Below are 13,450 nucleotides of genomic sequence, written 5' to 3'. Positions count from 1 at the left end.
TTAATGTCTGTTCGAGCGCAGTCGAGAATTAGTAGACAGTTTTAATTTTATATCAATACATGACCCCAACCATAGAAACAGCATCTTTGTCAGAAATTAAAGCCTTTCAAGAAATTGAAATGCAAAAAATGCTTGCTTATGTAGGCGAACATTCTGCCTATTATAAAAAAGTGTTTCAAGAAAAAGGAATTGCGGTTTCAGAAATTAAAACACTAGAAGACCTTCAGCAATTGCCTTTTACTACCAAAGATCAATTGCAAGAACATAACGATGATTTTATTTGTGTTCCAAAAGGAAAAATAATTGATTATGTAACCACTTCTGGTACCATGGGCGCTCCTGTTACCTTTGCCTTATCTGAAAAAGACCTAGAGCGTTTGGCATATAACGAAGCTATTTCTTTTGCCTGCGCCGAGGTAGAACAAGAAGATGTCATGCAACTTATGACCACCATGGACAGACGTTTTATGGCGGGGCTTGCTTATTTTTTAGGTGCAAGAAAATTAGGTGCAGGTATTATTAGAGTAGGAAGTGGGATTCCAGAATTACAATGGGATAGCATACAAAAATTTCATCCCACGTATCTTATTTGCGTGCCTTCCTTTTTGTTAAAAATGATTGAGTTTGCACAGTCTAATGGTATTGATTTATCAAAAAGTAGTGTAAAAGGCGCTATTTGTATTGGAGAGCCTATTCGAAATGAAGACTTCTCTCATAACATTTTAGCAACTAAAATAAAGGCTTCTTGGGACATACAACTATATTCTACCTATGCAAGTACAGAGATGAGTACTGCTTTTAATGAATGTGGTGCACATCAAGGTGGGCATCATCATCCTGAGCTTATTTTAGCTGAAATTGTAGACGATCAAAACAAACCTGTAGCACCAGGTGAAATAGGAGAATTGGTGATTACAACACTAGGTGTAGAGGCCATGCCATTGCTGCGTTTTAAAACGGGTGATATGGTGCAAGCACATACAGAGCCATGTTCTTGTGGAAGAACGACCATGCGTTTGGGACCTGTGGTAGGACGAAAAAAACAAATGATTAAGTACAAAGGAACGACCATCTATCCTCCAGCCATGTTTAATGCCATGAACGAACTAGATGGAATTGATGCTTTTGTTATTGAAATATCGCACAACGAGGTTGGGACAGATGAGATTCTAATCAAGATTGCAACTTCCAAAGAGAGCGATGCCTTTTTACAAGAAATTAAAGATCACTTTAGAGCTAAATTACGGGTAACGCCTAGTGTCGTATTTGAAGATAAGAAAATCTTAAACACATTGCGTTTTCCGAAGATGAGCAGAAAGCCTGTGACTTTGATTGACTTAAGATAAGTCACCAAGCCAGCTTCGCTACAGACTCTTCCTGCAATTTCCATACATAACCTTCTTCACTGTTTGGGTCTATATCAAAGACCGAATAGTGGCGCAATAATTCGTTGGGGTTATTAGGATTCACCCGAATTACATCTAATGTTTCAGGACTATTACTTTTATGAATGGCAAACCCGTTCATGACTAATTTCCATTCATTGTTTCTTAGTACATACAAGTAATACTTGCTAAAATTTGGGTCACTAATTTTTGCTGTGAAGAGCAATAGATCTCTATCATTGTCGAGCGTGAGTTTGTTTACTTTTCCACCTACTGTTTTGGGAACTTCAAGGATAGGATATTTTCTATTTTGAAATCCAATAGTTGTAACTTCTCTTGCAGTATTCACACGAGTGATATGTGTAAAAAACGGAATGTCATCCCCATTAAAATTACCAAAAACCGCTCCATCTGGAAGGATAGGAGCGGTTTCTTTAGGCGCATCCTGTGAAGGATCTACCTTAGGTATTTCATTGGGTTGCTCTTTACTAGTAGTTGAGTTTGTACTAGGCTTGGTATTCTTAGTAGGTGTCCCACAAGCAATACATAACAATAACAAACATATACTAATACTATATCTCATAAAAGCCATTTTTAACAACGAACGAAGTGAGTCTTTTTTCTAGCAATGAGCGCAGCGAATAGTCTAACATCCAACAGTGAACAAAGTGAACGGTCTAACAGCGCAGCGGTCTAACATCTAGCAGCGACAGCGGTCTCCTTTTACTGTATCTTAAACGTAATCACCGGCATATTTGCATGGTTTACCAAATCTTCACTAATACTTCCATTGAAAAAGTGTGATAAGCCTTTACGTCCGTGAGTACTCATTCCAATAAGTTGAGCGTCTTTCATTTTAGTGAATTGTAAAATCCCTTTCTCGACAGAAAATGCATTGTGCACATTTAAGGTGTAGTTCTCTGCTCCCATACCTTTTACAAAATTTTGCATGAGGTCCATGGAATCTTCTGTTGTTTTAAATCCGGCAGGGGTGTTGACATACAACAAGTGCATTTTAGCATCTACTGCCTTTGCAAATTTTTGAGCCTCATTAAAACTCCAGCGGCTCTCCTCACCAAAGTCTGTGGCAAATACAAAGTCGTTTATTTCTAGTTTGTCGTGCTCATTTTTAATCACCAAAACTGGAACTTTGGCGGTGCGTACTACTTTTTCGGTATTACTACCTATAAATAGTTCTTTAAAGCCATTTGCACCGTGCGATCCCATAACAATAAGGTCGATGTCTTTTTCTTCGACTGTTTGGTTTACGTCGTTGTAGATTTCATCATGCCCAATCGCTTCATGAATTTCAATGGGTCCTAAATAGTCTTTTTCTAAAAGTTCTTCAAAACTCTTTTCGGCAAGTTTTATAAAGTATAAAGACTCTGGCATGCTTGCATTGTTTTGAATCCCTCTAATTTGAGAAGGCATGTCAAGTGAGTGTAATAAGTAGATTTCACTATCGTGTTTTGTAGCAATTTCAACGGCTACTTTTAATGCGTTTTCTGCTTGTGATGAAAAATCTGTTGGAACGAGGATGCGTTTCATAGGCTGTTTTTTGAGGTTAGTGTTAAAAATGCTTCGGAAATAGGAGCGGTTCCATCACATTAGAAATTGAAATTTTTGCACAGGTTTGTACGAAGTTTAATTTCAGAAAATAATATAGATCGCTAACATTTCCGAAGCTCTTAATTTACTATGAAGATACAAAAAAATAATGTGTCGTACTATGGTTTTTTTAATATGAAATAAAGTACTATATTTGCACCGAATTTATGACGAAAAAGATGAGGGGACAGCTAGTCCCCTCTTTTTATAACCAAAATTTAATGAGAGAAAAAGTAACCCAATTATTAAACGAAGCGCTGGAAGAACACACGCATTTGTTTTTAATTGACATGGAGATGACTTCAGATAATAAAATTGCTATTATCATTGATGGCGATGAAGGAGTGAAGGTTGAAGATTGTATTGCAATTAGTAGAGCAGTAGAGCACAATCTAGATAGAGAGGAAGAAGATTTTTCATTAGATGTAATGTCGGCTGGGGTATCACGCCCATTAAGTATGCCAAGACAATACAAAAAGAATCTAGGAAGAACCTTGCAAGTAAAGACTACACAAGGGGAAACACTAGAGGGTAAAATTACAGAAACAACAGACAATGAGGTGACGCTTGAGTGGAAAGCACGTGAGCCAAAACCCGTTGGAAAAGGAAAAGTAACCGTGCAAAAGAAAGCGGTGCTGCCTTACACAGATATTGTAGAAGCAAAAGTTATGGTAACATTTAATTAAAATGATATGGAAAATTTAGCGTTAATTGATTCATTTTCAGAATTTAAAGACGATAAACAAATTGACAGAGTAACGCTCATGGCGATACTAGAAGATGTTTTTAGAAATGCCTTAAAGAAAAAATACGGGAGTGACGATAACTTTGATATTATTGTGAACCCAGACAAAGGGGATTTAGAAATTTGGAGAAATCGTGTAGTCGTTGCCGATGGAGATGTAATGGATCCAAATGAAGAAATATCATTGACAGAAGCACAGAAAATTGAAGACGATTTTGAAGTAGGAGAAGATGTTTCTGAAGAAGTAAAACTTATCGATCTTGGACGTCGTTCTATTTTGGCATTACGCCAGAACTTAATTTCTAAGATTCATGAGCATGACAATACTATTATCTACAAGCAATTTAAAGACTTGGAAGGTGATATTTATACAGCAGAAGTGCATCACATTCGTCACAGAGCCGTAATTTTGTTGGATGACGAAGGAAATGAGATTATCTTGCCAAAAGACAAGCAAATTCCTTCAGACTTCTTTAGAAAAGGAGACAACGTTCGTGGTATTATTGAGAGTGTTGAGTTAAAAGGAAACAAGCCTGCAATTGTTATGTCGCGTGCTAATCCTATATTTTTGGAGAAATTGTTTGAGCAAGAAATCCCAGAAGTATTTGATGGTTTAATTACTGTAAAGAAAGTAGTGCGTATTCCTGGTGAAAAAGCAAAAGTAGCGGTAGATAGTTACGATGATCGTATCGACCCAGTAGGTGCTTGTGTAGGTATGAAAGGTTCTAGAATTCACGGGATCGTTCGTGAGTTAGGAAATGAAAATATCGATGTTATTAACTACACAGAAAACTTAACACTTTTTATTACACGTGCTTTAAGTCCTGCGAGGGTTACTTCTGTAAAAATTAATGAAGAGACAAAACGTGCTGAGGTAATTTTACGACCAGAAGAGGTGAGTAAAGCCATTGGTCGTGGAGGACATAACATTAGATTGGCAGGTCAATTGACTGGTTATGAAATTGATGTGTTGCGTGAAGGAGCTGAAGAAGATGTAGAATTAAGAGAATTTAGTGATGAAATTGATGAGTGGATCATCGCAGAATTTCATAAGATTGGGCTTGACACCGCCAAAAGTGTGTTAGATTATGATTTTAACGATCTTGTAAAGCGTACCGACCTAGAGGAAGAGACGATTCAAGAAGTTATCAATATATTAAGAGAAGAATTTGAGGACTAGCGTACATATTTAGTATTTTTAACCTCTCATTCTAAAGTAGAAAAAAAGAACAGACAAGCATTTTTATGGCTGAAGTAAAATCGATACGACTCAATAAGGTCCTTAAGGAGTTTAATATCTCTCTAGATCGTGCAGTAGATTTTTTGAAATCTAAAAGCGTGGAGATAGAGGCACGTCCTACTACCAAAATTTCTGATACCGAGTACGCTCTTTTATCTGAAGAGTTCGCAAAGGATAAAGAAAAAAAGGTAGAATCTAAAGAGGTCGGTGAAGAAAAACGTAAAGAGAAAGAAGAACTCTTTAAAGATCGTGAACGCGAACGTGAAGAGGAAGAAAAACGTAAAGCCGATGCTGAAGCTGCTGCCGCAATTGCTGCAGAAGAAGCAAAAGTTATCGAGGCCAAAGCTACGCTTAAAGGACCTAAGCAAGTAGGTAAGGTAGAGCTTGATGCTAAAGGAAATGTAAAAGCAACAGAAGAAGAAGCACCAGTTGTTGAAGAAACACCTGTTGCAAAAGAGGAAGCTCCGGCAGCAAAAGAGCCAGTAGCAGAAACACCTACAGCCGAAGTTGTAAAAGAAGAAACGCCTGTTAAAGAACAAGCTCCTGTTAAGAAAGCTGCTTCAAAAAAGACCGCAACAGCACTTGATAAGGAGGCTGCAAAGGCAGTAAAGCCAAAAGCAGCACTTGCTAAAAAAGAAGCAGAAGTTGAAGAGCCTAAACCAGAAGATAGTGAAAAGGTAACAACGCAGTATAAAAAACTGGATGGTCCTAACTTTACTGGACAGAAAATTGACTTAACACAATTTAAAAAACCAGAAAAGAAAAAACCAGCACCAGGCGCAGAGAAAAAAGGACGTAGACGACGTATTAGTAAAGAATCTCCAAAAGCCGGCGGTGGTGGTAATAATAGAGATAACAGAGGAGGAAATCGCAGAGGTGGGCAACGTACTAACGTGCCAAAAGAAGAGCCAAGTGAAGAAGAAGTACAAAGACAAGTACGTGAAACCTTAGAAAAACTACAAGGAAAGTCTTCAAAAGGAAAAGGTGCCAAGTATAGAAGAGAGAAGCGTGATATTCACCGTCAAAAAACAGAAGAAGAACTAGCACAACAAGCACTTGACAACAAGGTTTTAAAAGTAACCGAGTTTGTTACAGTAAGTGAGGTGGCAACGATGATGGATACTCCAGTAACTGGAATTATTTCAGCATGTATGTCACTAGGAATGATGGTGACTATGAACCAGCGTCTTGATGCCGAAACACTTTCTATTGTTGCAGAAGAATTTGGATATGAAGTTGAGTTTATTACTGCCGATATTGATGAAGCAATTCAAGAAGTTGAAGATGCTCCAGAAGATTTAGAACACAGAGCTCCAATTGTAACCGTAATGGGTCACGTTGATCACGGTAAGACTTCTTTGTTAGATTACATTCGTGAAGAAAATGTAATTGCAGGAGAATCTGGTGGTATCACACAGCATATTGGTGCTTATGGAGTGCAATTGCAAAACGGACAAAAAATAGCGTTCTTAGATACACCTGGTCACGAGGCCTTTACTGCCATGCGTGCCAGAGGTGCTCAAGTAACAGATTTAGCTATTATTGTAGTTGCTGCCGATGATGATATCATGCCTCAAACAAAAGAAGCAATAAGTCACGCGCAAGCTGCTGGAGTTCCAATAGTTTTTGCAATAAACAAAATTGATAAGCCTAACGCAAATCCAGATAAAATTAAAGAAGGATTAGCGGCAATGAACTTGTTGGTAGAAGATTGGGGTGGTAAAATACAATCACACGATATTTCTGCAAAAACAGGTGAAGGAGTTCCAGAATTATTAGAAAAAGTATTGCTTGAAGCAGAATTATTAGAGCTACAGGCTAATCCAAATAAATCGGCTAACGGTACTGTTGTAGAAGCATTCTTAGACAAGGGTCGTGGATACGTCTCTACTATTTTAGTGCAAGGCGGTACGCTTAAAATTGGTGATTATGTACTCGCGGGTCAGCATAGTGGTAAGGTAAAAGCCATGCATGACGAACGCGGTAAGAAAATTAAGAAAGCAGGACCTTCAACACCAGTATCGATACTTGGTCTTACAGGTGCGCCACAGGCAGGTGATAAATTTAATGTATTTGAAGACGAGCGTGAAGCAAAAGATATTGCAAGTCGCCGTACCCAATTACAACGTGAGCAATCTGTACGTACACAACGTCATATCACACTAGATGAAATCGGACGTCGTATTGCATTAGGAGACTTTAAAGAATTAAACATTATCTTAAAAGGTGATGTGGATGGTTCTGTAGAGGCCTTAACAGATAGTTTCCAGAAATTATCTACCGAAGAAATTCAAGTAAATATTATTCACAAAGCTGTTGGTCCTATTACCGAGAGTGATGTGTTATTAGCCTCTGCTTCGGATGCGATTATTATCGGATTTAACGTTCGTCCAATGGGGAATGCACGTCAAATAGCAGATAAAGAAGAAATCGATATCCGTACCTACAGTATTATCTATGCAGCGATCAACGACCTGAAAGATGCTATGGAAGGTATGTTGTCTCCAGAAATGAAAGAGGAGATTACAGGTACTGCCGAAATCCGCGAAACGTTCAAGATTTCTAAAGTGGGTACTATCGCAGGTTGTATGGTATTGACTGGTAAAATTATTCGCAACGCAGGAATACGTTTAATTCGCGAAGGTGTGGTTGTATACACTGGAGAGCTAGAAAGCTTAAAGCGATTTAAAGACGATGCAAAAGAAGTTGCCAAAGGATATGATTGTGGTATGCAAATAAAGAACTACAACGATATTCACGAAGGTGATATCATTGAAAGTTTCCATGAAGTAGCTGTAAAGAAAAAGCTGAAATAGTTTTTAGGACATAGTAGCAATATATACAAAGCCTCTATTCATTAGAATGGAGGCTTTTTTTGTGCTTTGTGTTTCTTCTGAAATGTTAGTTGATGAAAGAAGTTTATAAGGTTAAGAGTTTATGGGTTTAAAAGTGTACGTGTTTAGGAGTAGACTTTTTCAACATTCAACACCTTTTGTCACCCTGAGCTTGTCGAAGGGCTTTTAAAGTTCAATTTTCACTATTTCATCTACCAACTGCTACTGTGTACTATTTTCTTCGGAAATGTTAGTTGTTGAAGGAAGTTTATAAGGTTAAGAGTTTATAGGTTTAAAAGTGTAGGTGTTTAGGAGTAAACTTTTTAAATTTTCAACATTCAACATTCAACATTCAAGATTCAACATTCGGTCTAGTCTATCTTCTATCAATGAGCAAAGCGAATGGTCTAACCTCTAACAGCGACCATGTGCGCCATAGCTTTGCGAAGGTGCAAGCGGTCTTATTTTTTCTTCTCCAAAATAAACGCATTTGGAAAGCCTTTTTGAACCTCCATAAGGGCTCTATCGGCTTCAATACGAGAGCTAAAATTACCAGCCCATATTTTGTAATTCGGAGTTTCATATTCTATAGAAGCGGGCCAAGAACCGTAGGTGCTTCTGTATTTTTTTAAGGTGCTTTCTGCTTTAGTGAGGTCTCCATAAAACAACTGAATGGTATAGCCACCATCCAATTTATTTTCCTTTTCTAAACGCTTTTTTATCGTGAGTAATTCATCGATTTTGGCATCTGCATTTACAGTTACTGTGGCCGACTGGGCAGTGGATGTTGCTGTGAAAACAACTAGTAAAACACTGGTAATAAATAAGTTGAATAGACTTTGCTTTTTCATAGAATATAATTGTTAGTGCAAATGTACAAGAGTTTAACTTTCTGAAGCCTTGTTTTATTATTTAGAATAATTATAAATTAGTGATTAACAAATTATTTAGATTTCAAATTTGGGCTTTATGTGGTACTTTTGCACAGTTATTTATGGCACCATAAAAGGCGTATATTTTACGATAAATAACTAACCAATTATGTGCCAAACTATTGACGATAATTAACATTAGTATGCAAAAGGTGAATTTAAGAAGGCTTTCCTCGATTTTCTCAGTAATGGCGTTAGCAGTAATGCTCTCGTTCTCTACAAATGTATTTGCGCAAGACGCTCCAGCTGGAGATGCCGTTGTAGCTGCTCCAAATGGTGGCGATATGGCCGCAGGTGAGAAACTATTTAAAGCAAATTGTGCTGCATGTCACAAATTGTACAAGAAGGCAACGGGTCCTGCTTTGTATGGTGTAGGTGATAAGTACGAGGCAGAATGGTTGTACAAATGGATAAAAAATAGTGCAGAGCTCATCGCGTCTGGTGATAGTCGTGCAAACGCTATTTACGAGGAGTACAATAAGTCTCCAATGACGGCTTTCCCAGCATTGTCGAATGTAGATATTGATAATATAATCGCCTACACTTACACTGAGAAGAAAATAATTACTCCTCCTACCCCTGGTCCTGATACTGCATCAACTGGAGGAAGTGGGGTTTCAAACAACATTATCCTAGGAATCTTAGCTTTAGTATTCTTGTTGTTAGTAACCATGTTGTTCTTAGTAACTAGAACCCTAAATAAATTTGCTGAAGCAAACGGTGTAACATTGCCAGTAAAAGAACACAGCACACCTATCTGGAAGTCGTTTGTAGAAAACCAATTCTTATTATTAGTAACTGCAATTATAGCGTTGCTCGGCTCTGGTTATTTTATCTATGGAGGCTTAATGAGTGTGGGTGTAGATCAAGGGTATGCGCCAGTCCAGCCTATACACTATTCACATAGAATTCATGCAGGATCAAATGAGATAGATTGTAACTACTGTCACTCATCTGCAAGAAAGAGCAAGCATTCTGGAATTCCTTCTTTAAACGTTTGTATGAACTGTCACAAAAGCATTGGTGAGGTAGCAGAAAGTGTTCAAGCAGAAGGCTTGGCAGAGTATGGTGTAGATTACAACAAAGAGATTCAAAAATTATACAAAGCTGTAGGTTGGGACGAAGAGAACCAAAAGTATACAGGTGAAACAGAGCCGGTAAAATGGGTGCGTATTCATAACTTACCAGACTTTGCCTATTTCAATCACTCGCAACACGTAACAGTGGCCGGAGTAGATTGTCAGAAGTGTCATGGACCGGTAGAGGAAATGGAGATCATGTATCAGCACTCACCGCTTACAATGGGTTGGTGTATTAACTGTCACCGTGAGACCAATGTAAAGGTTCAAGACAACGAGTACTACGAAAAAATTCACGCAGAATTATCTAAGAAATATGGTGTTGAGCAGTTAACCGCTGCGCAGATGGGTGGATTAGAATGTGGTAAGTGTCACTATTAAGAGATTAGTTTCTTCGGAAATATTAAATCTTGATAGTAATTTAGAAAAAAGAATAAAAGTAAAATTTTAGAAGTACGATATGCGAATGACGAAATAAAGAGTCAATCAAAAAATCGTCAATCGTACATCAAAATCGTAAATAATAACTATGGCATCAAACAAGAAATACTGGAAAAGTGTTGAGGAGCTGAATGAAAACAGCACTATTGTTGAGGCGTTGCAACAAAATGAGTTTGTTACTGAAATACCAACAGACGAATTTTTGGGTGATAAAGAAACGTTAGAGGCTTCTTCAACTACACGTCGTGATTTCCTAAAGTATGTTGGTTTTACAACTGCTGCTGCATCGTTAGCGGCTTGTGAAGGTCCAGTAATTAAGTCTATTCCTTACGTAGTAGCACCCGACGAGATTGTTCCAGGTGTGGCTAACTATTATGCAAGTACCATTGCAGATGGATTTGACTTTGCAAACGTATTAGTAAAGACACGTGAAGGTCGTCCTATCAAAATTGAGCGTAACGACTTATCAATGCACAACGGAAGCGTGAATGCACGTGTGCATGCATCGGTATTGTCTTTGTATGATAACAATAGAGTAAAAGCGCCACTACTAGGTGGAAAAGAAGTTTCTTGGTCAGATTTTGATGCAGCTGTTGCAGGAAAGATGAATGAAATGCAAGGAAAAGAAGTGGTGTTACTAACACAAACTTTTGCAAGTCCTTCTACTTCTAAGCTTATTAAAGAGTTTACAACAAAATTTTCAAACGTACGTCACGTAGTATACGATACCGTATCTTCTTCTGAAGCTTTGGATGCATTCCAATCGGTATATGGAATGAGAGCGATGGCAGATTATGACTTTAGCAAAGCTGAGGTGATTGTTTCTGTAGGAGCAGATTTTTTAGGTGACTGGCAAGGTGGTGGCTATGATGCTGCTTACGCTAAAGGGCGTGTACCTAAAAATGGTAAAATGTCTCGCCACGTTCAGTTTGAAGCAAATATGACATTAACAGGTGCAAACGCAGATAAGCGTGTGCCTGTGAAGCCTTCTGATCAACTAAAAGTATTAAAAGCTTTAACAGGTGGAAGTACTTCAGGATTGTCTGAGAAGGTTGCAACAGCAGTAGCAAATGCCAAAGCGCAATTAGCAAAAGCTGGTAGCAAAGGAGTTATTGTAACCGGATTGCCAAGTGTGGAAGCACAAACAATGGTATTGCAAGCAAATGCAAACAGTGTTGTTATGGATGCTGCTGCACCAAGAATGACACGTCAAGGTAGCGCTGCAGAAGTAGCTGCTGTCATGCAAGGTGTTATCAATGGTTCTGTAAAAGGTTTGATTACGGTAGGAGTTGATCCTGTGTATTCGTTCCCAAACAGTTCGAAATTTGCTGAAGCATATAAAAAATTAGAAATGTCGTTGGCCTTCGCAATGAAGAAAGACGCAACGGCTGAGTTAGCACAAATGGTTGCTGCAGCACCACATTACTTAGAGTCTTGGGGAGATGCACAAATCAAAAAAGGTTCATTTAGTTTAATGCAGCCAACTATTCGTCCGTTATTCTCAACACGTCAATTTCAAGAGTGTTTGTTAACATGGACTGGTAATACTGCTAAGTACAATGATTATATTAAAGATACTTGGTCTGGTGTACTAGGTGGAACTTCTTGGAACAAAGCATTAGAGGCAGGTGTGGTAACATCTGCAGCAAGTGTTTCGAATGAGGAAATTTCAGCTGGAACAACAACACTAAGCAGTGCAACATCAAACGGAGCTTTAGCGGCTTCTCAAGGTGGTGGACTAGAACTTACCCTATATACAAAAACAAGTTTAGGAGATGGACAGCAAGCCAACAACCCTTGGTTGCAAGAGATGCCAGATCCAATTACAAGAACATCGTGGGATAACTACGTGACTGTTTCTAAAGCGGATGCTGCAGAAATGGGACTTGTAAACGAAAACGTAGCAAACGGTGGATTAAACGGTAGCTATGTAAATGTGAAGATGGGTGATGTAGTTGTTGAAAACGTACCTGTTTTAATCCAACCAGGACAAGCAAAAGGATCTGTTGGTCTAGCGCTTGGATATGGTAAAACAGCTGCCATTCAAGAAGAAATGCAAACAGGTGTAAATGCCTATGCGTTATATAATGACTTTTCTTCGGTACAAACTAATGTGTCCTTAGAAAAAGTAGCTGGAATGCATGAGTTTGCTTGTGTACAGTTACACAATACCATGATGGGTAGAGATATCATTCGTGAAACTTCTTTAGAGGTATTTAATACTACGAAGTTAAATCATGAAGGAGAATATGACTGGAACCCAATGCCAAAAGTTTCTAGAGATCACGAAGAAATTCCTGTAACATCTCCAGAGGCAGATTTGTGGACATCTTTTGATCGTTCTGTTGGGCATCACTTTAATTTAGCGATCGATTTAAATGCATGTACCGGTTGTGGTGCTTGTGTGATTGCTTGTCATGCAGAGAACAATGTTCCTGTAGTAGGGAAGCAAGAAGTACGTAAGAGTCGCGACATGCACTGGTTGCGTATTGATAGATATTATTCTTCAGAAGAGAACTTCGATGGAGATATGAATAAGAAAGTAACCATGTCTGGATTGAGCGAGTCTCTTTCTCAGTTTGGTGAAATGGAAGATCCTTCTGCAAATCCGCAGGTGGCATTCCAACCTGTAATGTGTCAGCACTGTAACCACGCTCCATGTGAGACGGTTTGTCCAGTTGCTGCAACATCACACAGTCGTCAAGGTCAGAACCATATGGCATATAACCGTTGTGTAGGTACAAGATATTGTGCAAACAACTGTCCGTATAAAGTACGTCGTTTTAACTGGTTCTTGTACAACGAGAATGATGAGTTTGACTACAATATGAACAATGACCTAGGAAGAATGGTGTTAAACCCAGATGTGAACGTACGTTCTAGAGGGGTGATGGAGAAGTGTTCTATGTGTATTCAAAAAACACAATTATCAATCCTTGAAGCGAAGCGTGATGGACGTCCTGTAAAAGATGCAGAATTCCAAACAGCATGTTCTTCTGCTTGTGATAAGGGAGCGATGGTATTTGGAGATATTAATGACCACGAGAGTCAAGTATATAAAGAGAAGAAAGATAAGAGAATGTATCACTTGTTAGAAGCCGTTGGAACAGAACCTAACGTATTCTACCAGACCAAAGTGAGAAACTCAAAAGAATCGTAACTAACTAAGAAATAGTATATAAAGAT

At 38.4% G+C, this 13,450-nt stretch carries 9 protein-coding genes; 6 read left to right on the top strand and 3 right to left on the bottom strand.

Going from position 1 to position 13,450, the window contains the following annotated elements:
* Nucleotides 1-59: 59 nt before the first annotated feature.
* A complete protein-coding gene (flxY, locus tag ACY2RS_RS02590; protein ID WP_490097036.1) occupies nt 60-1,346 on the top strand; it encodes a flexirubin biosynthesis putative acyl-CoA ligase FlxY in 1,287 nt (428 codons plus the stop codon).
* 1 nt (nt 1,347) lies between these two features.
* Here the strand turns inward: flxY and ACY2RS_RS02585 are convergent, their stop codons facing one another.
* Both ACY2RS_RS02585 and ACY2RS_RS02580 read right to left on the bottom strand, forming a co-directional pair.
* The gene (locus tag ACY2RS_RS02585; RefSeq protein ID WP_490097035.1) at nt 1,348-1,968 is read right to left on the bottom strand and encodes a hypothetical protein; all 621 of its coding nucleotides are present in this window, start codon (nt 1,966-1,968) and stop codon (nt 1,348-1,350) included.
* Nucleotides 1,969-2,108: 140 nt separating this feature from the next.
* Entirely contained in the window at nt 2,109-2,933 is an 825-nt protein-coding gene (locus ACY2RS_RS02580) for a universal stress protein (protein ID WP_490097034.1), read from the bottom strand.
* 281 nt (nt 2,934-3,214) lie between these two features.
* Between ACY2RS_RS02580 and rimP the strand changes: the two genes are divergently transcribed.
* From rimP to infB, 3 genes are all read left to right on the top strand, one after another.
* Nucleotides 3,215-3,679, top strand: a complete 465-nt coding sequence (rimP, locus tag ACY2RS_RS02575) for a ribosome assembly cofactor RimP (RefSeq protein ID WP_490097033.1) — start codon at nt 3,215-3,217, stop codon at nt 3,677-3,679.
* Between the two features lie 6 nt (nt 3,680-3,685).
* Nucleotides 3,686-4,918, top strand: a complete 1,233-nt coding sequence (nusA, locus tag ACY2RS_RS02570) for a transcription termination factor NusA (protein WP_490097032.1) — start codon at nt 3,686-3,688, stop codon at nt 4,916-4,918.
* Nucleotides 4,919-4,983: 65 nt separating this feature from the next.
* On the top strand, nt 4,984-7,794 hold the full coding sequence (gene infB, locus ACY2RS_RS02565; protein ID WP_490097031.1) for a translation initiation factor IF-2: 2,811 nt from the start codon (nt 4,984-4,986) through the stop codon (nt 7,792-7,794).
* A gap of 479 nt (nt 7,795-8,273) precedes the next feature.
* Here the strand turns inward: infB and ACY2RS_RS02560 are convergent, their stop codons facing one another.
* The gene (locus ACY2RS_RS02560) at nt 8,274-8,663 is read right to left on the bottom strand and encodes an SPOR domain-containing protein (RefSeq protein ID WP_490097030.1); all 390 of its coding nucleotides are present in this window, start codon (nt 8,661-8,663) and stop codon (nt 8,274-8,276) included.
* Between the two features lie 224 nt (nt 8,664-8,887).
* Here ACY2RS_RS02560 and ACY2RS_RS02555 point away from each other — a divergent pair, with 224 nt between their 5' ends.
* Together ACY2RS_RS02555 and ACY2RS_RS02550 are read left to right on the top strand one after the other, a co-directional pair.
* Nucleotides 8,888-10,204, top strand: a complete 1,317-nt coding sequence (locus ACY2RS_RS02555; protein ID WP_490097029.1) for a c-type cytochrome — start codon at nt 8,888-8,890, stop codon at nt 10,202-10,204.
* Between the two features lie 148 nt (nt 10,205-10,352).
* Nucleotides 10,353-13,424, top strand: a complete 3,072-nt coding sequence (locus ACY2RS_RS02550) for a TAT-variant-translocated molybdopterin oxidoreductase (RefSeq protein WP_490097028.1) — start codon at nt 10,353-10,355, stop codon at nt 13,422-13,424.
* Nucleotides 13,425-13,450 lie beyond the last annotated feature (26 nt).

The sequence above is a fragment of the Patiriisocius sp. 208BN25-11 genome, assembly GCF_058147145.1.
Note: the sequence above shows the minus strand (reverse complement) of the source record. Positions and strands in the feature narration are given on the sequence as shown.

Coding starts and splice junctions, on each gene's coding strand:
- flxY (WP_490097036.1), top strand. CDS start 60: ATGACCCCAACCATAGAAACAGCATCTTTGTCAGAAATTAAAGCCTTT.
- ACY2RS_RS02585 (WP_490097035.1), bottom strand. CDS start 1,968: ATGAGATATAGTATTAGTATATGTTTGTTATTGTTATGTATTGCTTGT.
- ACY2RS_RS02580 (WP_490097034.1), bottom strand. CDS start 2,933: ATGAAACGCATCCTCGTTCCAACAGATTTTTCATCACAAGCAGAAAAC.
- rimP (WP_490097033.1), top strand. CDS start 3,215: ATGAGAGAAAAAGTAACCCAATTATTAAACGAAGCGCTGGAAGAACAC.
- nusA (WP_490097032.1), top strand. CDS start 3,686: ATGGAAAATTTAGCGTTAATTGATTCATTTTCAGAATTTAAAGACGAT.
- infB (WP_490097031.1), top strand. CDS start 4,984: ATGGCTGAAGTAAAATCGATACGACTCAATAAGGTCCTTAAGGAGTTT.
- ACY2RS_RS02560 (WP_490097030.1), bottom strand. CDS start 8,663: ATGAAAAAGCAAAGTCTATTCAACTTATTTATTACCAGTGTTTTACTA.
- ACY2RS_RS02555 (WP_490097029.1), top strand. CDS start 8,888: ATGCAAAAGGTGAATTTAAGAAGGCTTTCCTCGATTTTCTCAGTAATG.
- ACY2RS_RS02550 (WP_490097028.1), top strand. CDS start 10,353: ATGGCATCAAACAAGAAATACTGGAAAAGTGTTGAGGAGCTGAATGAA.